Genomic DNA, 22,227 nt, shown 5'->3' with positions numbered 1-22,227 from the left:
TGCGGGACTGCAATGGTTCGAACTGCCGCGATCAGCCTGATGGCGGGCCGGATGGCGCCGCTGTCGGAGGCGGCTGGCGGGGCGGCGGCGGAGGCAGGCTGAAGGCGGTCGCCTGCATGTCCCGCAACAGGCTGGTCGCCCCCCGCCCGAGCGTTACCTTCCGCTGAACCAGGATGCCGGAGACGCCTTCCAGCCAGTACCGCGCGGTGAAGCTCTGCTGCGCGTTGGCGCCGGTGCCGTTCGCCGTCCGCTCCAGCACCACCGTGTCGAACCGTCCCACCGGCCCGTCGATCTTCTCGAAGCCGACGACCCGCCAGCGCGTCTCGAAGGGGTACTGGATGCCGCTGCCGGGATAGGAGACGGTCGCGGTGTAGCTCGCATTCGCTCCCGTCCTCGCCGGGAAGAGGCTCTGCATTCCCGCCCGGTGGCCGTGCCCCTCGCTGCTGGCCTCTTCGATCATCCCCCAGACCAGCCGCACCGTCCCGCCGCTCGTTGTGCGCGCGGTGCAGATCGAGGGATCCGCCGGGTCCGCCCCGGCGAAGGCAAGGCTGCGGCCGTCATCCCAGGTGACGCGGCTCCCGGGCTCCGGGCAGGCGAAGATCCAGTCTTTCTCGGCCTGCGGCGTCGGCGTCTTGCAGCCGAGCAGGGTCAGGGCGATCAACGGCAGGCCTCTGCCGGGGAAAAAGCGCATGCGGAGGTCCTGGCCTTTCGGGATGGCGGCGGCACGCCTTAACCGTTCATTCAGGGAGGCGGGACAAAATCCCATTTATCGAGACAATGGGTTGGATAATGGGACTCTCTCTCAGAAGTAGATATTTCTTCCCGGCCGGCATCGACGCGGGCGAGGCATGATGCGCCCGGGCTTTGCCATGAGGTCAAGCGCGCAGGACGACCCATGGGACGAGATCTGGGCCTGCTACGACGCCGCCCACCGCCCCATGCCCCTGAATGCCACGGCCCCTGTCCGGGCCCGGCACCGCAATGGGCGCGTGCTCCTGGTGCTGCTGGGGCTCCTTGCCTTTCTCGCCGTGGCCGCATCCGCCTTCGCCGCTCCTCGCCAGGCGGCCCGGGAGGTGTCGGCGGCGCTCCGGGCAGCCGATAGGGCAAGCCTCGCCGCACTGGTGGACTGGGAGGCGCTCCTCCATGCCGCCCCGCCGCTGGCGGTGCCAGACAACGGCTTCCTCGCCGGCCTCGGCCGCATCGTGCAGCAGCACCGGGCGACGCCGGAGGGGCTGGCGGCACTGGTCCAGGCCCGGGTCGGTCCCGGCTGGCCCGATCCGGCCATTGAGACCACGGGTCTCGCCACCGCACGGCTGGTGCTCGCTTCCACCAGCCAGCCGGGCCGTGGCGTCGCCCTTTCCCTCGCCTTGCAGGACTACCTGCCGCCGCGCTGGCGCGTGGTCGCGGTCGAGCCCTTCGGATGACATGAGCTGCCGCTTGCCCTGGCCACTGCGCCGGGTCTAGTTGCGGCCGTGTTCACCTTCCTTCTCGCGCGCCTTGTCGCGCTTCCCTGGCGACGGCAGTTGGCGGCGGCCTTCGGCCTCGGGCTGCTCTCCGCCCTCGCCCTGCCGCCGGTGCATGCCGTACCGGTGCTGCTGGTCGCCATCCCCGGCCTGCTGGCGCTGGTCGCCGCGGCGCCGAACGTCCGGCGCGCTGCCTGGCTCGGCTTCGCCTGGGGCTGGGGTCATGGCCTCGCCGGCATCTACTGGGTCACCCATGCCATCCTGACCGATGTGGCGGATTTCTGGTGGCTCGTGCCGCTGGCGGCGCCCGCCATCGCCATTCCGCTCGCCCTCTTCGTACTGCCGCCGGTGCTGGTCGCACGCGCCCTGCCGGAGGGTTGGCCGAGACCGCTCGGCTTCGCCGGCGCCTGGGTGCTGGCGGAACTCGCCCGGGGCTTCCTCCTCACCGGCTTCCCCTGGAACCTGATGGGCACGGTCTGGGCCTTCGCCGCCCTTCCGATCCAGCCGGCGGCGCTGATTGGCGTCCACGGCCTCTCGCTGCTGACGATGCTGCTGGCCACCCTCCCGCTGCTGCCAGGCCGGCGGCCCTGGGCAGGGGCGGCGGCCGTGCTCGTCACGCTGGCGGGATTCGGCGCCTGGCGCCTCGCCCAACCAGCGCCGCCTGCCCCTGGGGTGCAACTCCTGCTGGTGCAGGGCAACATCCAGCAGGAGGTGAAGTGGCGTCCCGAACAGCGGATGCCCAATTTTCAGCGCTACCTGCAGTTGACTGCGGAGGCCGCGCGGCACGCGAGCCCCGGGAGTAAGCTGGTTGTTATTTGGCCTGAGACCGCCAGCCCCTTCCTCCTCGCCCAGGATCCGGAGGTGCAACGCCTGGCAGCCGCCACCCTCCCGCCCGGCGCGACGCTCCTTGCCGGCACGGTGCGCGGCGAGTGGGCGCCGGATGGGCAGTTGCAACGCGTCTTCAACAGCCTCGTCGCCCTCGACGCGGAGGGCCAGGTGGAGGCGATCTACGACAAGTCCCACCTCGTCCCCTTCGGCGAATACATGCCGCTTTCCGGCCTGCTGCCGATCCGCCTGGTGACGGGCGGGATGGACTTCACGGGAGGCCCCGGCCCACAGCGCCTCGCTCCACCCGGCATGCCGTCCTTCGGCGCGCTGATCTGCTACGAAGTCATCTTCCCTGCCGCGGTCACCCCCGCCCCACGGCCGGACTGGCTGGTGAACATCACCAATGACGGCTGGTTCGGCATCTCCACCGGGCCCTGGCAGCACCTTGCCGCCGCCCGGCTGCGCGCGGTGGAGGAGGGACTGCCGCTTGCCCGCGCCGCGCAGACCGGCATCTCCGCCCTGTTCGATTCGCGTGGGCGGCGCCTGGCGGCGATCCCGCTCGGCAGCATGGGCACCGTGGAAGTCGCGCTCCCAGGGCCCGATGTGCCGCCGCCCTTCGCCCGTTTCGGGCTGGCGATTCCCCTCGCCCTCGCACTGCTCGCCCTGGGCCTGGCATGGGGTCTGCGGCCTAGGGTTGTAACCTGTGCCGACTCGACGCCCACGCCGCGAGCGTGATCTTTATTGAGAAATCTCGAAAGTATTGACGCTTCTTGGTGCTGCGCGTAAAAGAGTCATTAGGGAGTGGCCGCTGCAGGTGCGGCCCGTGCCTCGGCCGCAGCCTTGGGTTGCCGGACGACCGGCGCCTCGGATTGGGATGAGATAGGTATGCCGAGCGACGAACCCCTGGACCGCATCGCGCGGGAGCCCCGCCCCAGCCCGATCGACGTGCATGTCGGCACGCGAGTCCGCCTGCGCCGCACCCTGCTCGGGATGAGCCAGGAGAAGCTCGGCGAGGCGCTCGGCCTCACCTTCCAGCAGGTGCAGAAATACGAGCGCGGCGTAAACCGCATCGGCGCCAGCCGCCTCTTCGACCTCGCCCGCGTCCTTGATGTGCCGATCGGCTTCTTTTTCGACGACATGCCGGATGCCGTCGGCGGCACGATGAATGGCATTCGCCGCGCCATGGGCTTCGCCGACAGCCAGGACGCCTTCGAGGACGACACCCTCCATCGGCGCGAGACACTGGAATTGGTGCGTGCCTATTACCGCATCACCGACCCTTCGGTCCGCAAGCGGGTTTTCGACCTCATCAAGAGCCTGACCCCGGCCGAATAGCGCCTCCTCCATCGCGCAGCTGAGGGTTGTCGAAGACCGGCTCCCGCAGCCGCCGTAGGGCCTGATCGAGCGCACCGGCCAGGCTCCGCTTCTGCTCATCGCCCAGCAGGCGGCCGATCTCCACCTCGCTGCCGCGCTGCCGCAGCACCAGCAGGCTGACGCGGCCCGGCCGCTCCTCCAGCCGCAGCCGCGCCCAATAGGGGTCGATGGCAATTTCCTGCTGTCGCCCGCGCCCGTCGGTGCGATGGATGGTTAGCTGCTCTCCGGTGAGGACCAGCACCTCCATCGCCCGGGCGCTCCAGCGCCGGTGCATGGTCATCAGCCCGAGCACGAGCAGTGCCTCGATCCCGGTGAACCCGAGGATCGGCCAGGCCCCGAGCGCCAGGAACAGCCCACCCGTCGCCGCCGAGAGCCCCAGCAGGGCGATGCTCAGTACGCGCATCCCGCGCCGCCCGAGGCTACGCGCCGGGGTGCAGATGGCCTCGAACAGGACTGGCGGTTGTGCGCTCTCGGGCGGGGCTGGCATAACGTCCACAGAGATGGGATGGCCCGTGCAGACTGCCATGGATTGAATCGCCGCCGATGCCCCGCCTCGCTGCCAAGACGCCGCTCCACGGCACCGCCACCCAGCCCCGCCGCGCCCGCCGCATGTCGGCTGCCCAGGCTGGCGACTTTCTCCGGGCGCTGGCCATGCACAACCCGGCGCCGGAGACGGAGCTGCGCTACACCACCCCCTTCACCCTGCTCGTCGCCGTCGTCCTCTCCGCCCAGACAACCGATGCCGCGGTCAACCGCTGCACCCCCGCGCTCTTCGCCGCCGCCCCCGGCCCGGTCGAGATGGCCGCTCTCGGCGCCGAGGGCATCGCCCCCTTCATCCGCACCATCGGCCTCTGGCAGGGCAAGGCGAAGAATGTCGCGGCCCTCTGCAGCCTGCTTGTCGAGCGCCATGGCGGCGAGGTTCCCACCGACCGCGCCGCGCTCGAGGCCCTGCCCGGGGTCGGCCGCAAGACGGCGAATGTCGTCCTCAACGTCGCCTTCGGCGAGAGCACCATGGCGGTCGACACCCACATCTTTCGCCTCGGCAACCGCACCGGCCTCGCCCCAGGCAGGACGCCGCGCGAGGTGGAGGACGGGCTGGTCAGGCGCTGCCCTGCCGAATTGCTGCGTGATGCCCACCACTGGTTGATCCTGCACGGCCGCTATGTCTGCAAGGCGAGGCGCCCCGAATGCTGGCGTTGCCCCGCCGCAACCCATTGCAATTACGGCGACAAAGTGGCGGCGCCGGGCTGAACCGTTGCGCATCGTGCAGGCTCCCAGACGGGAACCACCGGGCACTTCGCTGCGTTGCAATGACATAACCGATCCATAGGCCCAAACCGCTCAACCCGCGGCTTGCAGCCCGGTTCGGACTCCATCGGCGGGTTCCCGCTGGTGGCCTCACGGCGACTGCAATTGAAGGGACCCCCCATGACCGATGTCCTGCCGGGCAGCGCTGCCCCGCGCTCGGCCGCCGCGCGCCCGACGCCGTCGACGCTGCTGCTCTGCCTGTCCCACCTCCGCTGGAATTTCGTCTTCCAGCGGCCGCAGCACCTGCTGACGCGGGCCGCCCAGACCTATGACGTGGTCTTCCTCGAGGAGCCGCTCTACCAGCCGGGCGCCACCCCACGCCTCGACCTGCACCGGACGCCCGAGGGCGTCACCGTCGCGGTCCCCTTGCTGCCGGAGGGCATCCCGGCCGCCGCTGCCATCGCCGCACAGCGCAGCATGCTGAACGACCTGCTGGCGCCTGAGGCCGGCCGGCCGATGATCGCCTGGTACTACACCCCGATGGCGCTGGAGTTCTCCGCCCATCTGCGTCCCGACATCACCGTCTACGACTGCATGGACGAGCTTTCAGCCTTCCGTGGCGCCCCGCCCCGGATGCTGGAGCTGGAGCAGGCGCTGCTGAACCGCGCCGACCTGGTCTTCACCGGCGGCCGCAGCCTCTATGAGGCGAAGCGCAACCGCCATGCCCGCGTCTCCTGCTTCCCTTCCTCGATCGACACCGCGCATTTCGCCGCCGCGCGCAACGGCGCTGCCGAACCGGCCGACATGGCCGGGCTGGCCCGCCCGCGCATCGGCTTCTTCGGCGTGGTCGACGAGCGGATGAACCCTGCATTGGTCGGAGAACTCGCCGCGCTCCGGCCCGATTGGACCTTCGTCATGATCGGCCCGGTGGTGAAGATCGATCCGACCGAGCTGCCTCACCTGCCGAACATCCAATGGGTCGGCGGACGTGACTACAAGCAGCTGCCGGCCTATCTCGGCGCCTGGGATGCGGGCTTCATGCCATTCGCCCAGAACGAGAGCACCCGCTTCATCAGCCCGACCAAGACGCCGGAGTTCCTGGCTGCCGGCCTTCCCGTCGTCTCGACGCCGATCACCGATGTGGTGCGCGACTGGGGCCCGAAGCCGGATGGCAGCGCCGGCCTGGTCGAGATCGCCGAGGATGCCGAGGGCTTCGCCCGCGCCCTCGACATGATGCTCGCACGTCCCCGCGCGCCCTGGCTGAAGCAGGTGGACAGGCGCCTCGCGCAGATCTCCTGGGACCGCACCTGGTCTGAGATGCGTGGACTCATGGAGACCGCTCTCCGCGCGACGACGCGCACTGCCAGGACTCGCGCGGCGGCGGAGATGGTGAAGCGGGCGGCCGCAGGCGACTGAGGCCATACGGGGCTCTGCCCCGTAGACCCCCGCCGGGGCCAAGGCTTGGCCCGGACCTCGCCATTAGTTCAACGTGAACAGGCGGCCGAGTTTGGCCGCCTTGCTCATGTCCACGCCCAGCGCGTCGAGGCAGGCCCAGACGCCGATCGAGGCGGAATCCAGCACCGGCACGCCAAGTTCCGCCTCCAGCGCCGGCACCAGCGCGAGCCCCGGCAGGTTGGTGCTCCAGATCAGCACCGCCTCCGCCCCCGCCGCCACCTCACGCGCGAGGCCGGCGATCACCTCAGGCTCCACCGCACTCGCCGCCGCATTGTCGCGGATGCCAAGGCCCCGCAGCTCGGTGACCTTCACCGGCAGGCCGGCGGCATGCGCCGCCGCCTCCTCCATGGGTCCCTGCGCCACCATCCCGACCCGTTGCACCCCGAGCCGCTCCAGCACCCGGACCGTCGCCATCACGGTGGTGATGCCGATGCACCCCGCCGCCTCCCCCATCGCCGCTGCCAGCGCCTCGTCCTGGGCCAGCCCGAGCGCCGCGCCTCGCGTGCCGTTCCAGCACACCACCCCGACACCGGCATGGCCCAGCAGCCACGCCGCCTCGCGGAAGCTGCCGAGATCGTAGCCATCCGCCGGCTGCCCCAGTCCCTGGCCCCAATAGGGGATGCGCGCCACGCAGCCATCGACTTCAGGGAAAAGCGGCAGGATGGCACCAAGCACCCGCTCCACCATCCGGTTCGAGGAGGGCAGCACGGTGCCGATGGCGGGGCGGGGCATGTGATGGCTCCTTTCAGGCGAGGCGGCTTCGCGCTTAGCTTCCCCGATGGACACGCCCGGCACCAGCACCGTCCGCCACGCCGTCATGCAGCTGCTCCGCGACTGCGGCATGACGACGGTCTTCGGCAACCCTGGCTCGACCGAGCTGCCCTTCCTCGACCGCTGGCCGAACGACCTCCGCTACGTCCTCGGCCTGCAGGAATCCTCCGTCGTTGCCATGGCCGATGGCTATGCCCGCGCCACCGGTCGGGCGGCCTTCTGTTCGCTGCACTCGGCGGTCGGCGCCGGCCATGCCGCGGGCAGCATCTTCACCGCCTACCGCAACCAGGCCCCGCTGGTGATCACCGCCGGGCAGCAGGCCCGCAGCCTGCTGCCGCTGAACCCCTTCCTCGGCGCCACCGAGGCCGCGAACTTCCCCAAGCCCTACGTCAAATGGTCGGTCGAGCCGGCGCGGGCCGAGGACGTGCCGGCTGCCCTCGCCCATGCCTGGCATATCGCCCTGCAGCCGCCCTGCGGTCCGACCTTCGTCTCCATCCCGATGGATGACTGGTCCGCCCCGGCCGAACCCCTCCCGCCCCGCCGCATCGGCCGCGACACAGCGCCCGACCCCGCGCTGCTGAAGGAAGCCGCCGTGGCGCTCGCCGCCAGCCGCAACCCCGTGCTCGTCATCGGCCCGGAGGTGGATGCCGCCGGCGCCGGCCCCGCCGCCGTGGCGCTGGCCGAGCGTCTCAATGCCCCGGTCCTCGCCAGTCCCTTCTCGAGCCGCGCCAGCTTCCCCGAGGGCCATCCGCTCTTCGCCGGCTTCCTGGCCGCCGCGCCGAATGTGGTCACCGCCGGCCTCGCCGCCCATGACCTCGTCCTGGTCCTCGGCGCTCCCGTCTTCACCTTCCATGTCGCCGGCGACTACCGCCTGCCGCCGCTCATCCAGATGACGGCGGATGGCGAAGCCATCGCCGCCGCGCCCGCCGGCACCGGCATCCTCGGCGGGCTTCGCCTCGGCATCCCCGCCCTGACCGCGCTGCTGCCGAGGAGCGACCGCCCCGCCCCGCCGCCACGCCCGAGCCCGCCGGCCCCCGCGGCGGCCACGCCCATCCCCGTTGAATACCTGCTCCACAGCCTCGCCGCAGCGCGCCCCGGGGACTCGGTCATCGTCGAGGAAGCACCCTCCCACCGCCCGGCGATCCAGCAGCACCTGCCGATCCCCGATTGGGGCGGCTTCTTCACCATGGCGAGCGGCGGCCTCGGCTACGGCTTGCCCGCCGCAGTCGGCGTCGCCCTGGCCCATCCCGGCCGTCGCGTCGTCGCCGTCATCGGCGACGGCTCGATGATGTATTCCATCCAGGCGCTCTGGACGGCGGTGCGCGAAGCCCTTCCCCTCACCGTCATCGTGCTGAACAACGGCGGCTACGGCGCCATGCGCTCCTTCAGCCGCGTCCTCGGCGTGGAAAACGCCCCAGGCATCGACCTCCCCGGCCTCGACTTCCCGAGCCTCGCCGCCGGCATGGGCTGCCCCGCCCGCCAAGTGGCCGACCCTGCGGACCTCGCCGCGGCACTGTCGGCGGCCTTCGCCTCGCCGAGCCCGATGCTGATCGATGTCGCGCTCGACCCGGCCATCCACACCCTGTACCGCAAAGGGTGACAGCCTCTAGGCTCGGCCCGTGAGCGTCCCAGCCAAGGGCCGCCGAAGGGAGCCTCGTCCATGAATCTCACCCGCCGCGCCGCGCTCGGCGCCAGCGCCAGCCTGCTCGCTGCCCCGGCCCTTCGCGCCCAGCCGGCCGATGTCATCCGCATCGGCGTGCTGACGGACCTCGCCGGCCCCTATCGCGACGTGACCGGCCCGACCTCCGTCGCCTGCGTCCGCCAGGCGGTCGAGGAGTACACCGCCGCGCATCCCTCCCTGCGCGTCGAGATCATCACCGCCGACCACCAGAACAAGCCGGATGTCGGCATCAACACCGTCCGCCAATGGTTCGACCAGCGCGGCGTCGATGTCGTCACCGATGTGGGCAACAGCGCCATCGCCCTCGGCATCAACCCAATCTGCGTCGAGAAGGACAAGTTCCACCTCAACGCCTCCGCCGGCACCTCGGACCTGACCGGCCGCGCCTGCACGCCCAACTCGATCCACTGGGCCTACGACACCTACTGCCTCTCCAATACCTCCGGCACCGCGCTCACCAAGGCGGGCGGCGACCGCTGGTACTTCATCACCGCCGACTATGCCTTCGGCCATGCCATCGAACGTGACACGACGCGCTTCATCGAGGCCGCCGGCGGCAAGGTGCTCGGCGCCTCGCGCTACCCCTTCCCGCAGACCACGGATTTCTCCGCCTTCCTGCTCCAGGCGAAGGCGTCCGGCGCCAAGGTCCTCGGCCTCGCCATGGCCGGCGACGACCTGATCAATTGTGTGAAGCAGGCGCAGGAGTTCGGCCTGACCCGCAGCATGAAGCTTGCCGCCATCATCGGCTCCATCACCGCCGTCGTCGCCTCCGGGCTGCAGACGATGCAGGGGATGTACATCGCCGAGACCTTCTGGTGGGACCTCGACGACCGCACCCGCGCCTTCACCCGCCGGGTGCAGCAGAAGCTGCCCGCCGGCATCTTCCCCAACTACGTCCACGCCGCCAACTACAGCGGGGTGTTGCACTACCTGAAGGCGGTCGAGGCGCTCGGCATCGCCCGCGCCAAGGCGAGTGGCCGCGAGGTCGTGGCGCAGATGAAGCGCATGCCGACCGATGACGACGCCTTCGGCCAGGGCTCCATCCGCGAGGATGGCCGCAAGCTCCACCCCTCCTACCTGCTCGAGGTGAAGAAGCCCGGCGAGAGCCGCTATACGGGCGACGTCTATCGCCTCGCCGCCACCATCCCCGCCGACCAGGCCTTCCGCCCTCTCTCCGAGGGCGCCTGCCCGATGATTCGCAGCTAGCCCGGATGGATGAAACCATAGGCCGGATAGGCCGTGGCGCCGTAGCCGTTCACCGGCGGATACCAGACCCGCACCACGGACCAGTCGTTGCCCGGCGAGATGTCGAGCACCGGCTGGTCCCGCGCCACGCGCCCCTTGCCGCGTCCCGAGGCCCAGTTCGCATGATCCACCCGGATCTCCCGCGCCGAGACCACCCGCGCGACGACGGAGACATGCCCCTGCGGCAGCCGCGAGGTCCGCATCATCACCAGGACGCTCCCGGCCCGCGGCACCCGGCCCCGTGCAAAGGCAGCGCCGCCCTCCCACCATTCCCAGGCATCGCCGCGAATCGGCAGGCCGGTCCGCGCCCGCACATAGGGCACGCAGCTCCAATCCCCGGCCGCCTCGGTGCCTGTCCGCGGCGCGCGCGCCGTGCCGCAGGCGCCGAGCGCGAGCAGCGCCACCAGCAAAACCCATCGCATCGCAGCGAATCCGGCCCTCCAACCCGGGCAACATAGCCGAAACCGCCGGTCGAGCCAGCCGGAAAGCTCGCCCCATCAAGGGTTTGCAGCGTATTACTGGAACGCCATCATCAACCTCTCGCCCAAGCCCGCCATTTATGCGAAATACGGCGCGCATGCGGGGGGAATGCTCCAGCCGCGCCGGCAACCCCGGCGGGAGGGACAAGGCCCGCAATTGCTCAGGAAGGGCCAGGTGATGACCGAAACCAACAGGCGGCTGCGTCGCCGCCCCGCTGCCGCGCCGGTTGCGCTGCTGATGGCCGGCGTGCTCCTTGCCGCCCAACCCGCAAGCGCCTTGCCGCGCTGCGCCGCCGAGACGGACCAGACCGTCTTCGAGATCGAGGCGCTGAAGACCGAGCTGATGGTGGTCGCCACCACCTGCAAGCAGGAAGACCGCTACAACGCCTTCGTTCAGAAGTACCAGCCGGCTCTGGCGCAGAACGGCCGTGCCTTCGGCCAGTACTTCATCCGCACCCACGGCGGCACCCGCCCCGGCCAGCGGCAGAACGACATCTACATCACCGAGCTCGCCAATGTGCGCTCGAACGTCGCCCGCTCGCTCGGCAGCGATTTCTGCTCGCGCAATGGCGGCCTGTTCGACGAGGTGATGGCGCTGCAAAGCTCGGACGACCTGCCCGGCTACGCCGCCGGCAAGGACCTGCTCTCCTCCGGCGCCACCGCCTGCCAGGGCGCGCCCGCCCCTCGCGCGGCCACCCCGGCCCGCCGCACCGCTGGAACCCATCACCGATGAGCCTCCGCCTCCCCCTCGCCGGCCCGCTCGCGCTGGCCGCCCTGCTCGCCGCCTGCGCGCCGCAGCAGCAGGCCCGCCAGGCCGCGCCGGGCGCCCGCCTTTATGCGAACGACCTCGCCGGTGGCGCCAAGACCTGCACCGTGCCGCAGGCTGCCGTGCTCTCCACCGGGCAGCAGGTCGAGACCACCATGACCGTCGACAATGACGGCGGCTGGTGCGGCATCACCGTCGCCCAGGCCGGGCCGAAGCCCTTCGCCTACGGCACGGTGCAGAGCCGTCCGCAGAACGGCCGGGTGCATATCCATACGGTCGGCGACAACACGCGCGTGGACTACATCCCGAACGCCGCCTTCGGCGGGACGGACAGCTTCGCCGTCCAGCTGAAGCCAGGCAACGCGACGATGCGCGTGGCGGTCAACGTGAGCTACACGCCGCCGCCGGCCCCGCCCGCCCCACCCGCTCAGCCGCCGCGGCAGAGCCGGACGCCGGCGCGGCGCCGCTAGATAGAGAAAGGTCCCGGGGGAAGGCGCTTCCCCCGGGCCCCCATCGCTTTCCCCGGGTTACGCCGCCCTGCGGACGGCGGGGACGCGGCGCATCGCACCGCCGGGGATGGCGCCGGGCACGGCAGCCGCCATGTCCGCGGCGACCAGCAGCCGGTCCCAGGCGACGCCCGTCTCGATGCCCATCCGGCCGAACATCCAGGCGACGTCCTCCATCGCCACATTCCCCGTCGCCCCCGGCGCGAACGGGCACCCGCCGATGCCGCCAGAGGCCGCGTCCATCACCCGCACCCCCGCCTCATAGGCCGCGACCACATTGGCGACGCCCATCCCGTAGGTGTCATGCCCGTGGAAGGCGAAGCGCTTGCCCCAGGCGGCAATGGCCCGCTCGAAGATTCGCCGCACCTGGTCCGGCGCCGCATTCCCCGTGGTGTCGCAGATGGCGATCTCCATCTCCGGGTCGAGAGCCACCACCTGCTCCACCAGGTCGAGCGTCGCCTGCTCCGGCACCACCCCCTCGAAGGGACAGTGAAAGGCGCAGGAGAGGTTGAAGCGGATCGGCGTCCCCTTCGGTGCCTCCCGCACGATGGCCGAGAGGTCGGCCAGGCTCTCCGCCCGGCTGCGGTTCAGGTTCGCCTTGTTGTGGCTCTCGGTCACCGACATGAACAGGCCGAGCCGGTCGGCCCCCGCCGCCATTGCCGCCTCGAAGCCGCGCCGGTTCGGCACCAGCACGGTGCATTCCAGCCCTTCGAGCTGCTTGGCGAACTGCAGCACGGCGCCGGTATCCGCCATCTGCGGGATAGCCTTGGGCGAGACGAAGCTGCCCACTTCCATCCGCCGCAACCCTGCCTCGTAGCAGGCGCGGACCAGCCCGATCTTCGTCTCCGTCGGCACGAAGGCCCCGATGGATTGCAGTCCGTCGCGCGGCGCGACCTCCGACAATGCGACCCCGTTCATCCCTCGCCCTCCTTCAGCAATTCTTCGAAGACATGCCGGTTGTGCGCCCCCGCGGCCGGTCCCGTCCAGCGCACCATCTCGCGCGGCGCGACGCCGTCGAAGCGAAAGGGCGCCGCCGGATGCAGCACTGGCCCGAGCAGCGGGTCCTCGACCTGCATCACCAGCGCGCGGGCGCGGAAGTGTGGGTCCTCCACGCAGTCCCGCATGTCGTAGAGGCGGGAGCATGGCACCTCGGCCCGTTCCAGCACCGTCTCGGCCTCGGTGGCGGGCAGGGTCCGCGTCCAGTCGGCGATCATCGCGTCCAGCTCGGCGACATGCTCGCAGCGCAGCCCATTGGTGGCGAAGCGCGGGTCAGTAGCCGCCTCGGTCCGGCCGATCGCCGCCATCAGCCGGCGGAAGATAAGGTCCGAATTGCCGGCGATGCAGAGCCATTTGCCATCGGCGCAGGGATAGGTGTTGGTCGGCGCCGCCGTCTTGATCGCCGCCCCCTGCGGCTGCCGCACCCAGCCGAACAGCCCGTATTCCGGCAGCATGCCCTCCATCAGCGAGAAGACGCTGCTGACCAGGTCCACGTCGATGACGCGCCCGCGCGCCTCCGGGTTGCCCTTCACCTGCCAGCAGGCCGAAACCAGCCCCATCGCCGCGTACATGCCTGCCAGGTCGTCGCTGATCGAGACGCCGCAGCGCGGCGGCGGCAGCTCCGTCTGCCCCGGATTGGCGGTGAGGTGCCGCAAGCCGCCCATCGCCTCGCCGATCGCCCCGAAGGCCGGCTTGTCCCGGTAGGGCCCATCCTGCCCGTAGCCGCTGATGCGGGCGATGACGAGGCGCGGGTTCACCGCATGCAGCGCCTCCGGCCCGAGGCCGTAGCGCTCCAGCTGGCCGGGGCGGAAATTCTCGACCAACCCATCGGCCCGCGCCACCAGCCGGCGGAGCTTCGCCTTGTCCGCCTCGCTCTTCAGGTCCAGCGTGACCGAGAGCTTGTTCCGCCCATGCACGCTGAACCAGACGGGATGGCCTTCGACGGCGGAGCCCCAGCCGCGCACCGGGTCGCCCTCCGGCGGCTCCACCTTGATGACCTCGGCCCCAAGATCGGCCAGCAGCCGGGTGGCGAAGGGCGCCGCGATGTAGTGCCCCAGCTCGACGATCCTGAGGCCCGCGAGCGGCAGGCCCTGCGGCGTTTCCTGTGGCGACGGCATTGCTTCCTCCTGCTTGGCGCTGCCTGTCCTGCATAGACCCCACCCGGCGGCGACAAAAGCGGCCAGAACCACAACGATGTCTTCATCCTTTCGGATGCATCCTCATCCCAGACCAGAGATGGTCTTTTGCGCCGCAACGCACTGACCCTTCCCCCCAATGAAGGCAGGCGTCCTCCCCTCCCGGCGGCGCGCAAACTCGGGGGCGGCACCTGCGAGGGTTCCGCCCCCTCTTCTTTTGCGCCACCATCCCCACCGCAGCGAGAGGGGGCGCAGGATGGCGGATCGGGCCGAAACCCTGGCGAAGGCCGCCGGCCTCGACCGCGCCTGGCAGGATCACCGCGCCGATGTGGAGGAGGCGATCGCCCTCGCCGCCCGTTTCCGGGACGCCTTCAGCCGCCCCGCCAGCCCTGCCGCCGAGCCCACCCCGCCCTACCGCGCGCCGGTGCAGCCCAAGGGTGCCGCATGACCGCGCCGCACGCCCTGCCGCTGGCCGAGGCCGCCGCCCTCATCGCCGCCCGCCGCCTCTCGCCAGTCGAGCTGCTGCAATCCTGCCTCGACCGCATCGCCGTGGCGGAGCCGCGCCTCAACGCCATCGTCCGCTTCGCCGCAGAGGAGGCGATGGGGGATGCCCGCGCCGCCGAGGCCGAGATCGCGCGCAACGGCCCGCGCGGCCCAATGCACGGCATTCCGGTCGGGTTGAAGGACATAATCGACCTCGCCGGCCACGCGACGACCTGCCATTCGAAGCTGCAGCTCGACCGTATCGCGGCGGAGGACGCCCATGCGACGGCCCGCCTGCGGGCCGCCGGCGCCCTCTTCCCGGTCAAGCTGGCAACGCATGAATTCGCCATCGGCGGCCCGGCCTTCGACCTGCCCTTCCCACCCGCCCGCAATCCCTGGAACACGGCGCATCATCCGGGCGGCTCCTCCTCCGGCTCCGGCTCCGCGGTCGCTGCGCGGATGCTGCCGGCGGCACTCGGCACCGATACCGGTGGTTCGGTCCGCCATCCGGCCAGCCATTGCGGACTCGTCGGGCTGAAGCCGACCTATGGCCTCGTCTCCCGCCGCGGTGTCTTCCCGCTCTCCTTCACGCTCGACCATGTCGGGCCGATGACCCGCACGGTGCGCGACAACGCCTTGCTGCTGAACGCCATCGCCGGCCACGACCCCGCCGACCCCGGCAGCGCCCAGCATCCGGCCGAGGACTTCACCCGCGACCTCCACCTCGGACTGAAAGGCCTGAGGATCGGCTTCGTCCGCCATTTCCACGAGCACGACCAGCCGGCGACGCCCGAGATGGCCGCCGCCCTCGAGGCCGCTGCCGTGCTTCTCGCCGCCGAGGGCGCCCGGGTGACGACGGCGATCCTGCCGCCGCTCGGCGAATTCGCCGGCGTCAACCGCACCATCATGCTGCCCGAGGCGACCGCCATCCACGAAGCCTGGCTGCGCGAGCGTCCCGGCGACTATGCCCACATCACCCGCCGCCGGCTGCTGCCAGGGATGTTCGTCACCGGCGCCGACTACGTGCAGGCCCAGCGCCGCCGCCGCGAGCTCGTCGCCGCCGTGGAGGCCGCCTTCGCCGAGATGGACCTGCTGCTCTGCGCCAGTTCCATGGATCCAGCCTGCCGCATCGACGACGCCGCGGAGGTGGAGCGCACTTACCCCCGCCAGGCCCGCACCCCTTTCAACGTCACCGGCCACCCGGCGATCAGCGTGATGTGCGGCCTGAGCCGCGAGGCGGGCCTTCCCCTCGGCCTGCAGCTCGTCGCCCCGAGCTTCCGGGAAGCCCTGCTCTATCGCGCCGCCGCCGCCTATGAGCGCGCCGCCCCGTGGAAGGACATGGCGCCGGCGATCTAGGGCCCGTCAGCCGGCGCCGGTCCAGCCGCGGAGATTGCCGCAGAAGATCTCGGCCACGCGCTCGGCCAGCCCCTCCCCGGCCGCCGCGCTGTGCGGCGAGACGATGACGTTGGAGAGGTCCCAGAACGGGCTCCCGGCCGGCAGGGGCTCCTCGGTGAAGACGTCGAGGAAGGCGCCCGACAGGTGGCCCGACCGCAGGGCGGCGAGCAGTGCCCCCTCATCCACCACGCCGCCACGGGAGACGTTCACCAGCCCGCTGCCGGCCGGGAGCCGGGCCAGGGCCGCGGCGTCGATCAGGTTCCGGGTCGTCTCGGTCAGCGGGCAGGCGAGGATCAGCCAGTCGGCGCACGGCAGGAGCCGCGGCAGGTCGGCGTAGGGATAGGTCTCGGTGAAATGCGGCGGCGGCGGCGCGGCGCCATCGCGCCGTATGCCGATGGGGCGCAGGCCGAAGGCGGCGGCGAGGCGGGCGATCTCCTGCCCGATCGGCCCGGTGCCGATGATGAGCGCGGTCTGGCTGGCGAGGTCCGGCGGCTCGCCCTCGCCGTAGATCGGCTCCCAGGCGTGGCGGGCTTGGGCCTCCATCACCTGCGGCAGGCGGCGGGCGAGCGCGAGTAGGCCGGCGATGGCGGCCTGCGCCACGGCCGGGGCGCTGGCGCCGCTGGCGCCGACCACCTCGATCCCCCGGGCGCGCATCGCTTGGTAGGGCGCCATGTCGGTGCCGGCGGAGAAGGTCTGCACGCGCTTCAGGTCGGGCGCGGCGAGGACCAGGTCGACGAAGCGCTGGAAGCGCGCGGTGAGGCGGAAGCGGGTGCCGCCGAGGAAGAGGTCGCGGGAGATGAAGGCCATCCCGATGCCCGCGGTATCGGGCAAGGGACCTTCGGGCGCGACGGGCACCAGCGCCATGCCCGGCACGGCGGCGCGGATGCGCGCACCGTGCCGGGCCTCGGCGACGTCCGAGAGCAGGATGCGCATCAGGTCCGGTAGCTGGGGTCGATGCGGTCGAGCTTCCGCAGCAGGGCCGGCCAGTCGAGCAGGCCGAAGGGCCGGCGGACCTGCGGCTGGTAGTTCATGTAGGTCTTCTCGACGATGTCGTCGCCGACCTTGACCATCGGCGTGTTGCAGGACATCGCCGCGATCTGCGTCTTGCAGGACAGCTCGAGGCGATGAAGGGCGTTGAAGGCCTCCGGGATGGTGGTGCCGACGGTCAGCAGGCCGTGGTTGCGCAGAATCATGGCGTTGTTGTCGCCGAGGTCGCGCACCAGCCGCTCCTGCTCGGACAGGTCGAGCACCACGCCGTTGAAGTCATGGTAGCTGATCTTGGCGAAGCGCATGCTGGTCTGGGTGTTCGGCAGCAGCCCGCATTCGAGGGTCGAGACCGCCATGCCGGCCCAGGTATGGGTATGCGCGACGCAGGCCAGGTCGTGCCGCGCCTTGTGGACTGCCGAGTGGATGACGAAGCCGGCGCGGTTCACGCCGTAATCCTGGTCGGGAAAGTCCGGCTTCAGCAGGATGTTGCCGTCATAGTCGACCTTCATCAGCGAGGAGGCCGTGATCTCCTCGTAGAGCAGGCCATAGGCATTGATGAGGAAGGCATCCTCCCCCGGGACGCGGACGGAGACGTGGTTCGCGATCAAGTCGCTCATGTGGTAGAGGTCGACCAGCCGGTAGCAGGCGGCGAGGTCGATGCGGGCCTGCCATTCCTCCGGGCTCACCTTATGGCGCAGCGAGGGGATACGGTATTCGGTGCCGTCGAGCATCGCTCTCTTCCTTTCCTGGACGCGGCAAGTATCCCGCACCCGATCCGCGGCTTTGTCCAGCAGCGGCGGCCCTGTGCGATGGATGGAACCTGACCTGTTCTGACACCGTGCAAATCCGTGTCAGATTGGTGTGATTTTGCAATGAAGGGGAGGGCTTGCGTCTTCTCAACCAAAGCAAAGAAGCCTAAGTTTGATAATAATCTAATGGTTGCATGCGCCATGCCGCGGATTACCTCGAGGCCGGCCCCTCTCCTTCCGCAGGAGGGGGAAGCACCGACGACCATGCGGAACGCCGAGCCGATTCACCATCGGCTGAAGCAGGCTCGCCTCGATGCCGGCGTGACCCTGGCGCAGATGGGCGTGGCACTCGGCGTCAGCCCGCAGCAGGTGCTGAAATACGAACGCGGGCAGAACCGCCTCTGCGCCGACCGGCTGCCGGTCTGGGCGGCGCTTTGCAACACCTCGGTCGAAGGATTGCTGGGCCAGGCCGGGCGGCATGCCCTCACCCATCTCGCCGGCCACGGCGTGATGAGCCTGGTCCAGGCCTTCACCGCCATCGGCGACCCTTCGGTCCGGCAGGCGCTGATCGAGACGGCACGGGCCCTGGCCCTGGCCGACCGGCAGCGCCGGGAGAAGCCGGCGCTGCCGCTGGCGGGGAACTGAACCGCCTGATCCTCGACTACCGCCCCCTCAAAGGATCGGCTTGCCGCCGGTGACAGCGACCGTCGCGCCCGAGACATAGCTCGCCTCGTCCGAGGCCAGCATGACGTAGACGGGCGCGAGTTCGGCCGGCTGGCCCGGGCGTCCGATCGGCACTTCGGAGCCAAAGCTCTTCACCTGCTCGACCGGCATTGTGGCGGGGATCAGCGGCGTCCAGATCGGGCCGGGGGCGACGCAATTGGCGCGGATCCCCCGCTCGGCCAGAAGCTGCGCGAGGCTGCCGGTGAAATTCTGGATCGCCGCCTTGGTTGCCGAATAGGGGATGAGCTTCGGCTTCGGCGTATCGGCATTCACCGAAACGGTGTTGATGATGGCGGCACCCGCCTTCATGTGCGGCAGCGCCGCCCGGGTGATACGGAACATCGCGTTTATGTTGACGTCGAAGGTGTAGTCCCACTCCTCGTCGCTGATCTCGTCGAGGGATCCGCGCGTCATCTGGTAGGCGGCGTTGTTGACCAGCACGTCGATCTTGCCGAAGGCCTTGGCAGTCTCCTCGACGATGCGGCGGCAGACGGCCGGGTCGGCGATGTCACCGCCGATGAGCACGGCGCGACGGCCGGCGGACTCGACGAGGCGGGCGGATTCGCGCGCATCCTCTTCCTCGTTCAGGTAGGCGACTGCGACATCGGCGCCCTCGCGCGCGAAGGCGAGGGCCACGGCGCGGCCGATGCCGCTGTCGCCGCCGGTGATGATCGCCGCCTTGCCCGCAAGACGGCCGGAGCCGCGATAGCTGGCCTCGCCGTAATCGGGCGGCGGGTCCATCGGAGCATCGCGGCCGGGCACCTGGTCCTGGTGCTGCTCAGGCAGCGGCGGGCGATGGTCATTGGGCATGCGCTGGTCCTCCTCGTATGGAGGGCCAACGCGGGACGTGCGGATGGTTCGGGCGATGCCGCGGAACGAGGGGCGGTTATTTCCCGCGGAAGACGGGTTTGCGCTTCTCGGCGAAGGCGGCGGTGGCCTCGCGGTGGTCCTCGGTCGCGCTGACGACGCCGACGCAGCTGGCGGCGAAGGCGAGACCGTCCCGGAAGCTGCTGGTGAGCCCTTGCATTACCATGCGCTTCATCAGCCGGATGCCGACCGTGGGGCCCGAAGCCAGGCGCTCGGCGACGGAATAGGTATGCGCCATGAGCTGGTCGTCGGGCACCGTCCTGTTGACCAGGCCGATGCGCTCGGCCTCGGCGGCGGAGACGAAGTCGCCGAGCCAGAGCATCTCCAGCGCGCGCGGCAGGCCGACCAGCCGCGGCAGCATCCAGGCGCCGCCGTCGCCGGCGACGAAGCCGACCTTGATGTAGGTCTCGGCGAAGCGCGCGCTCTCGGCGGCGAAGCGGAGGTCGCCCATCAGCGCCATGTCCATGCCCGCCCCGGTCGCTGCGCCGTTGACGGCGACGAGGTAGGGCTTGTCCAGCTCCATCAGCGTCAGCGGGATGCGGTGGACATGGTCGGTGAGGTACTTGGCGCGATCCCAGGGCTGCTGGCCGCCGGCGGTGTTCGCCGCCATGCGCTTCACGTCGCCGCCGGAGCAGAAGATGCGGCCGGCGCCGGTCAGCACCACGCAGCGGATGGCGTCGTCATGGATGCATTCGCGCAGCGCCTGTTCCCATTGCGCCAGCATCTCGGTGGTGAAGGCGTTGCCGCTGTCGGGCCGGTTCAGGGTAATGGTGGCGATGCCGCCAGCCTTCTCGAAGAGCAGTTCACTCATCGTCCGTTTCCTCCGTCTGGTCCGGCATCCTGCCCGGATCGGCGATGAGGGGCCACAGCCCGGCGGCGCCGGCACGGCGGGCGCGGCGGCCAAGCCAGCTCGCCCATTCTGATTCCGTACCGAATTCGCCCGACCATGCTGCGATGCGGCGGACGAGCGCCGGATCCTGCCCGGGGATGGCAAGGGCATCCTCGGCCGCGGCGTGGACGCGGAGGCGGGCGCAGGCAATGGCGAAGCGGCCCGGCGCCCACGCGGCCCGGCGCAGGGCGAAGCGCGCCGCGGCCGCCAGCGCCGGGCTGCGGCGATGGCCGGCCAGGCGGCCCGTCGCGCCGAGCATGGCGGCGGCGCGGAACAGGGTGCCGAGCGCGCGCAGCCCCCCAGGGTTTAACCCCATGCCGGGCTCGCCGGCGGCGAGGACGGGCATCTCCTCCAGCAGCACGAGGTCGCGCGGCTCGCCGGCGCCGTTGCGGCCCTCGTCGCCGATGGCGGGGCGGCCGGCGAGCACGGTGCGTCGCCCCTCCAGCACGATGACGGCGGTGCTGGCATGGCGGGCCCAGGGCAGGCGATGCAGCCGGCCGGCGAGCAGGCCCTGCCCGAAGCCGGGCGAGTCGTCGGGCAGAACCGGGCCGAAGGTCAGCGGCCCGATGGGCGGGGCGAGCCCCGCGAGGGCCAGGGCGTGATGGCCGAGCAGCGTCTCGGCGATAGGCAGCGGCGCCCCGGCGGCGCCGGCCGCCTCGGCGATGGCGAGCAGGCCGGGCAACCCTTCGCCGTCCCCACCGAGTTCCGGCGGCAGGGCCGCACGGAGCACGGGCCCCTCCTCCAGCGCTGCCCAGAGATGGGGGTCGAAGGCGGAGGAGAGGCGTCCGTCGAGCAGCCGGGCCGTCTCGGCGGCGAGCGGGTGCGGAGGGCGGGCGGGACGGCGAAGGCCGGGAACAGGCGGCAGGACGGGCTGCGGCTCGGCTGGGGCGGGGCGGGCTTCACCGGGCAGCAGGCGATAGAGGGCGGCGGGGATGGCCTCCGCCTCCGCCGCGGCCAGGGCGGCGAGGCGGGGCGCTGCGCGGCCGGCACGGGCCAGGCCAATCGCCTGCATGGTGGCGCAGCCGGCAAGGAGGCGCCCGAGCACCGGCTCCGCCTCCGGCGGGCCGTCGGCGGCGGCGAGCACGGCCAGCAGCGGCAGGTGGCGGAGCCAACCACCGGGCGCACCACGGGCGATGCCGGCAACCTCCTGCCAGATCGCCAGCCCTGCCTCGGGCGGCCCGAGCAGCCGGTCCCCGGCGAGGAAAACTCCGTCGAAGGCAAGCCGGCCGGCACCGAGCGGGGCGATGCCGGGCAGCGCCAGGTCGACGAGGAAGAGGCTGAGGCCGGCCCCCCCGTCATCGCCGGTGCGGGCGAGCAGGATCAGCCGGCCGAGCGGGTCGCCGATCATCTGGCAACGGCCGCCGAGGCGCCAGCCGCCGCGGTCCGGCCGCGCAAGGCAGCGCGGCGCGCCGCTGCCGGGCAGGGCGGCTTCGGTCAGGCCGATGCAGGCGGAGAGGCGCCCGGCGGCGAAGCGGGGCAGCAGCTCCCGCTGCTGCTCCGGCGTGCCGGCGGCGAGCAGGAGCGGGCCCGCGAGCCATTCCGCGACCCAGCTTGCCCGCAACGGGGCACCATGGGCGATCAGCTCCTCGGCGATGACATGGCGGTCGAGGGCACTGCCCTCCTGGCCGCCGAGGGCACGCGGCCAGCAGATGCCAAGCCAGCCCCGCGCGCCCAGCCGGGCAGCGAAGCCGGGATCGGCCGGCCCGAAGCTGCCGGCCGCCGGGTCGTACTCGCCCGCGGCGATCGCGGCTGAGAGGAAGCTGCGCAGTTCACGCCGCAGTCCCGCCGCCTCGGCCTGCCTCATCCTTGCACCTCCGCCATGGCGCAGAGGTTACCCGAGCCGGGCGGCCTTATCGATCCGAGGTGTTGGCCTGCGCGGCGCGGACGGCGCGGCGCAGCTTGGCGATGCCGACCCGCACATGGCCGTTGCCGCAGAGCCGCATGCCTTCGGCGGCAAGCCTGCGCGAGGGTTCCTGCGCGGCGGCGGGCATGCCGGCCAGGCGGGCGGCGAGGCTGCCGCAATACTCGACGGTGTCGGTGGTCACGCGCGGGCCCGGCTCGGCCGAGGCGGACATCGCCAGGACCAGGAGCAGCGCAGGAGGCGTGACGAGACTTTGCATGGCTTGCCACAATGCGGAAGGCCGCCTCATCCGGTGATGGGCAGGGGATGACGCTTCGGTCATGGC

General features: G+C 71.2%; 24 protein-coding genes. 12 read left to right on the top strand and 12 right to left on the bottom strand.

Features of this window, described 5'->3' with window-relative positions; all coding sequences use genetic code 11:
* Positions 1-31: 31 nt before the first annotated feature.
* The gene (locus tag JMJ56_RS00735) at positions 32-691 is read right to left on the bottom strand and encodes a hypothetical protein (RefSeq protein ID WP_202829696.1); all 660 of its coding nucleotides are present in this window, start codon (positions 689-691) and stop codon (positions 32-34) included.
* A gap of 178 nt (positions 692-869) precedes the next feature.
* Between JMJ56_RS00735 and JMJ56_RS00730 the strand changes: the two genes are divergently transcribed.
* From JMJ56_RS00730 to JMJ56_RS00720, 3 genes are all read left to right on the top strand, one after another.
* Complete coding sequence (locus tag JMJ56_RS00730; RefSeq protein ID WP_202829695.1) at positions 870-1,424, top strand: hypothetical protein; 555 nt, start codon at positions 870-872, stop codon at positions 1,422-1,424.
* A gap of 48 nt (positions 1,425-1,472) precedes the next feature.
* Complete coding sequence (lnt, locus tag JMJ56_RS00725; protein WP_202829694.1) at positions 1,473-3,026, top strand: apolipoprotein N-acyltransferase; 1,554 nt, start codon at positions 1,473-1,475, stop codon at positions 3,024-3,026.
* Positions 3,027-3,176: 150 nt separating this feature from the next.
* Positions 3,177-3,626: a helix-turn-helix domain-containing protein gene (locus JMJ56_RS00720; RefSeq protein WP_202829693.1), complete on the top strand. Its 450-nt coding sequence runs from the start codon at positions 3,177-3,179 to the stop codon at positions 3,624-3,626.
* On the opposite strand, the gene JMJ56_RS00715 is transcribed toward JMJ56_RS00720, so the two are convergent.
* Positions 3,601-4,152: a DUF2244 domain-containing protein gene (locus JMJ56_RS00715; protein ID WP_268884939.1), complete on the bottom strand. Its 552-nt coding sequence runs from the start codon at positions 4,150-4,152 to the stop codon at positions 3,601-3,603. The two genes, JMJ56_RS00720 and JMJ56_RS00715, sit on opposite strands and share 26 nt — an antisense overlap.
* Positions 4,153-4,208: 56 nt before the next feature.
* On the opposite strand from JMJ56_RS00715, the gene nth reads away from it, so the two are divergent.
* The gene (nth, locus tag JMJ56_RS00710) at positions 4,209-4,916 is read left to right on the top strand and encodes an endonuclease III (protein ID WP_407927870.1); all 708 of its coding nucleotides are present in this window, start codon (positions 4,209-4,211) and stop codon (positions 4,914-4,916) included.
* 177 nt (positions 4,917-5,093) lie between these two features.
* Positions 5,094-6,329 (top strand): glycosyltransferase, encoded by a 1,236-nt coding sequence (locus tag JMJ56_RS00705; RefSeq protein WP_202829691.1) that lies wholly within the window; start codon positions 5,094-5,096, stop codon positions 6,327-6,329.
* Between the two features lie 63 nt (positions 6,330-6,392).
* Here the strand turns inward: JMJ56_RS00705 and JMJ56_RS00700 are convergent, their stop codons facing one another.
* Positions 6,393-7,100: an aspartate racemase/maleate isomerase family protein gene (locus JMJ56_RS00700; RefSeq protein ID WP_202829690.1), complete on the bottom strand. Its 708-nt coding sequence runs from the start codon at positions 7,098-7,100 to the stop codon at positions 6,393-6,395.
* Between the two features lie 46 nt (positions 7,101-7,146).
* Between JMJ56_RS00700 and mdlC the strand changes: the two genes are divergently transcribed.
* A complete protein-coding gene (gene mdlC / locus JMJ56_RS00695) occupies positions 7,147-8,739 on the top strand; it encodes a benzoylformate decarboxylase (protein ID WP_202829689.1) in 1,593 nt (530 codons plus the stop codon).
* Positions 8,740-8,799: 60 nt separating this feature from the next.
* A complete protein-coding gene (locus JMJ56_RS00690; protein ID WP_202829688.1) occupies positions 8,800-10,026 on the top strand; it encodes an ABC transporter substrate-binding protein in 1,227 nt (408 codons plus the stop codon).
* On the opposite strand, the gene JMJ56_RS00685 is transcribed toward JMJ56_RS00690, so the two are convergent.
* Positions 10,023-10,487 carry a CHAP domain-containing protein gene (locus tag JMJ56_RS00685; protein ID WP_202829687.1) on the bottom strand — a complete coding sequence of 155 codons (465 nt, stop codon included), beginning with the start codon at positions 10,485-10,487 and terminating at the stop codon, positions 10,023-10,025. The genes JMJ56_RS00690 and JMJ56_RS00685 overlap by 4 nt on opposite strands.
* Positions 10,488-10,722: 235 nt before the next feature.
* Here JMJ56_RS00685 and JMJ56_RS00680 point away from each other — a divergent pair, with 235 nt between their 5' ends.
* Both JMJ56_RS00680 and JMJ56_RS00675 read left to right on the top strand, forming a co-directional pair.
* A complete protein-coding gene (locus tag JMJ56_RS00680; RefSeq protein ID WP_202829686.1) occupies positions 10,723-11,277 on the top strand; it encodes a hypothetical protein in 555 nt (184 codons plus the stop codon).
* Positions 11,274-11,780 carry a hypothetical protein gene (locus tag JMJ56_RS00675; protein WP_202829685.1) on the top strand — a complete coding sequence of 169 codons (507 nt, stop codon included), beginning with the start codon at positions 11,274-11,276 and terminating at the stop codon, positions 11,778-11,780. Before JMJ56_RS00680 ends, JMJ56_RS00675 begins: the two co-directional genes overlap by 4 nt.
* A 57-nt stretch (positions 11,781-11,837) precedes the next feature.
* Here the strand turns inward: JMJ56_RS00675 and JMJ56_RS00670 are convergent, their stop codons facing one another.
* Both JMJ56_RS00670 and JMJ56_RS00665 read right to left on the bottom strand, forming a co-directional pair.
* On the bottom strand, positions 11,838-12,734 hold the full coding sequence (locus JMJ56_RS00670; RefSeq protein WP_202829684.1) for a hydroxymethylglutaryl-CoA lyase: 897 nt from the start codon (positions 12,732-12,734) through the stop codon (positions 11,838-11,840).
* Positions 12,731-13,930: a CaiB/BaiF CoA transferase family protein gene (locus JMJ56_RS00665; RefSeq protein WP_202829683.1), complete on the bottom strand. Its 1,200-nt coding sequence runs from the start codon at positions 13,928-13,930 to the stop codon at positions 12,731-12,733. The genes JMJ56_RS00670 and JMJ56_RS00665 overlap by 4 nt, the downstream gene beginning before the upstream one ends.
* Positions 13,931-14,204: 274 nt before the next feature.
* Between JMJ56_RS00665 and JMJ56_RS00660 the strand changes: the two genes are divergently transcribed.
* Entirely contained in the window at positions 14,205-14,396 is a 192-nt protein-coding gene (locus JMJ56_RS00660) for a hypothetical protein (protein ID WP_202829682.1), read from the top strand.
* The gene (locus JMJ56_RS00655) at positions 14,393-15,787 is read left to right on the top strand and encodes an amidase (protein WP_202829681.1); all 1,395 of its coding nucleotides are present in this window, start codon (positions 14,393-14,395) and stop codon (positions 15,785-15,787) included. Before JMJ56_RS00660 ends, JMJ56_RS00655 begins: the two co-directional genes overlap by 4 nt.
* Before the next feature lie 6 nt (positions 15,788-15,793).
* On the opposite strand, the gene JMJ56_RS00650 is transcribed toward JMJ56_RS00655, so the two are convergent.
* Both JMJ56_RS00650 and JMJ56_RS00645 read right to left on the bottom strand, forming a co-directional pair.
* On the bottom strand, positions 15,794-16,759 hold the full coding sequence (locus tag JMJ56_RS00650; RefSeq protein WP_202829680.1) for a D-2-hydroxyacid dehydrogenase: 966 nt from the start codon (positions 16,757-16,759) through the stop codon (positions 15,794-15,796).
* Positions 16,759-17,544 carry a class II aldolase/adducin family protein gene (locus JMJ56_RS00645; protein WP_202829679.1) on the bottom strand — a complete coding sequence of 262 codons (786 nt, stop codon included), beginning with the start codon at positions 17,542-17,544 and terminating at the stop codon, positions 16,759-16,761. Before JMJ56_RS00645 ends, JMJ56_RS00650 begins: the two co-directional genes overlap by 1 nt.
* A 282-nt stretch (positions 17,545-17,826) precedes the next feature.
* Between JMJ56_RS00645 and JMJ56_RS00640 the strand changes: the two genes are divergently transcribed.
* Positions 17,827-18,207 (top strand): helix-turn-helix domain-containing protein, encoded by a 381-nt coding sequence (locus tag JMJ56_RS00640; protein WP_202829678.1) that lies wholly within the window; start codon positions 17,827-17,829, stop codon positions 18,205-18,207.
* A gap of 27 nt (positions 18,208-18,234) precedes the next feature.
* On the opposite strand, the gene JMJ56_RS00635 is transcribed toward JMJ56_RS00640, so the two are convergent.
* The 4 genes from JMJ56_RS00635 to JMJ56_RS00620 form a co-directional block, all read right to left on the bottom strand.
* Positions 18,235-19,095 (bottom strand): glucose 1-dehydrogenase, encoded by an 861-nt coding sequence (locus tag JMJ56_RS00635; protein WP_202829677.1) that lies wholly within the window; start codon positions 19,093-19,095, stop codon positions 18,235-18,237.
* A gap of 76 nt (positions 19,096-19,171) precedes the next feature.
* Positions 19,172-19,963, bottom strand: a complete 792-nt coding sequence (locus JMJ56_RS00630; RefSeq protein WP_202829676.1) for an enoyl-CoA hydratase/isomerase family protein — start codon at positions 19,961-19,963, stop codon at positions 19,172-19,174.
* The gene (locus JMJ56_RS00625; protein WP_202829675.1) at positions 19,956-21,845 is read right to left on the bottom strand and encodes an acyl-CoA dehydrogenase family protein; all 1,890 of its coding nucleotides are present in this window, start codon (positions 21,843-21,845) and stop codon (positions 19,956-19,958) included. Before JMJ56_RS00625 ends, JMJ56_RS00630 begins: the two co-directional genes overlap by 8 nt.
* Positions 21,846-21,891: 46 nt before the next feature.
* Positions 21,892-22,161, bottom strand: a complete 270-nt coding sequence (locus tag JMJ56_RS00620) for a hypothetical protein (protein ID WP_202829674.1) — start codon at positions 22,159-22,161, stop codon at positions 21,892-21,894.
* Positions 22,162-22,227: the final 66 nt, after the last annotated feature.

Origin of the sequence: Belnapia arida (assembly GCF_016773205.1) — a bacterium.
Classification (GTDB): domain Bacteria; phylum Pseudomonadota; class Alphaproteobacteria; order Acetobacterales; family Acetobacteraceae; genus Belnapia; species Belnapia arida.
The sequence above is the reverse complement of the archived record's forward strand: the minus strand, read 5'-3'. Positions and strand labels throughout refer to the sequence as shown.

Bases quoted from the DNA above. Each gene is read 5' to 3' on its own strand.
- JMJ56_RS00685 (WP_202829687.1), bottom strand. From the start codon at position 10,487: ATGCGATGGGTTTTGCTGGTGGCGCTGCTCGCGCTCGGCGCCTGCGGC.
- JMJ56_RS00665 (WP_202829683.1), bottom strand. From the start codon at position 13,930: ATGCCGTCGCCACAGGAAACGCCGCAGGGCCTGCCGCTCGCGGGCCTC.
- JMJ56_RS00620 (WP_202829674.1), bottom strand. From the start codon at position 22,161: ATGCAAAGTCTCGTCACGCCTCCTGCGCTGCTCCTGGTCCTGGCGATG.
- nth (WP_407927870.1), top strand. From the start codon at position 4,209: ATGCCCCGCCTCGCTGCCAAGACGCCGCTCCACGGCACCGCCACCCAG.
- JMJ56_RS00625 (WP_202829675.1), bottom strand. From the start codon at position 21,845: ATGAGGCAGGCCGAGGCGGCGGGACTGCGGCGTGAACTGCGCAGCTTC.
- JMJ56_RS00705 (WP_202829691.1), top strand. From the start codon at position 5,094: ATGACCGATGTCCTGCCGGGCAGCGCTGCCCCGCGCTCGGCCGCCGCG.
- JMJ56_RS00635 (WP_202829677.1), bottom strand. From the start codon at position 19,095: ATGCCCAATGACCATCGCCCGCCGCTGCCTGAGCAGCACCAGGACCAG.
- JMJ56_RS00650 (WP_202829680.1), bottom strand. From the start codon at position 16,759: ATGCGCATCCTGCTCTCGGACGTCGCCGAGGCCCGGCACGGTGCGCGC.
- JMJ56_RS00700 (WP_202829690.1), bottom strand. From the start codon at position 7,100: ATGCCCCGCCCCGCCATCGGCACCGTGCTGCCCTCCTCGAACCGGATG.
- JMJ56_RS00630 (WP_202829676.1), bottom strand. From the start codon at position 19,963: ATGAGTGAACTGCTCTTCGAGAAGGCTGGCGGCATCGCCACCATTACC.
- JMJ56_RS00660 (WP_202829682.1), top strand. From the start codon at position 14,205: ATGGCGGATCGGGCCGAAACCCTGGCGAAGGCCGCCGGCCTCGACCGC.
- JMJ56_RS00645 (WP_202829679.1), bottom strand. From the start codon at position 17,544: ATGCTCGACGGCACCGAATACCGTATCCCCTCGCTGCGCCATAAGGTG.
- JMJ56_RS00730 (WP_202829695.1), top strand. From the start codon at position 870: ATGAGGTCAAGCGCGCAGGACGACCCATGGGACGAGATCTGGGCCTGC.
- JMJ56_RS00735 (WP_202829696.1), bottom strand. From the start codon at position 691: ATGCGCTTTTTCCCCGGCAGAGGCCTGCCGTTGATCGCCCTGACCCTG.
- JMJ56_RS00670 (WP_202829684.1), bottom strand. From the start codon at position 12,734: ATGAACGGGGTCGCATTGTCGGAGGTCGCGCCGCGCGACGGACTGCAA.
- JMJ56_RS00655 (WP_202829681.1), top strand. From the start codon at position 14,393: ATGACCGCGCCGCACGCCCTGCCGCTGGCCGAGGCCGCCGCCCTCATC.
- JMJ56_RS00640 (WP_202829678.1), top strand. From the start codon at position 17,827: ATGCGGAACGCCGAGCCGATTCACCATCGGCTGAAGCAGGCTCGCCTC.
- JMJ56_RS00690 (WP_202829688.1), top strand. From the start codon at position 8,800: ATGAATCTCACCCGCCGCGCCGCGCTCGGCGCCAGCGCCAGCCTGCTC.
- JMJ56_RS00680 (WP_202829686.1), top strand. From the start codon at position 10,723: ATGACCGAAACCAACAGGCGGCTGCGTCGCCGCCCCGCTGCCGCGCCG.
- mdlC (WP_202829689.1), top strand. From the start codon at position 7,147: ATGGACACGCCCGGCACCAGCACCGTCCGCCACGCCGTCATGCAGCTG.
- JMJ56_RS00675 (WP_202829685.1), top strand. From the start codon at position 11,274: ATGAGCCTCCGCCTCCCCCTCGCCGGCCCGCTCGCGCTGGCCGCCCTG.
- JMJ56_RS00715 (WP_268884939.1), bottom strand. From the start codon at position 4,152: ATGCCAGCCCCGCCCGAGAGCGCACAACCGCCAGTCCTGTTCGAGGCC.
- JMJ56_RS00720 (WP_202829693.1), top strand. From the start codon at position 3,177: ATGCCGAGCGACGAACCCCTGGACCGCATCGCGCGGGAGCCCCGCCCC.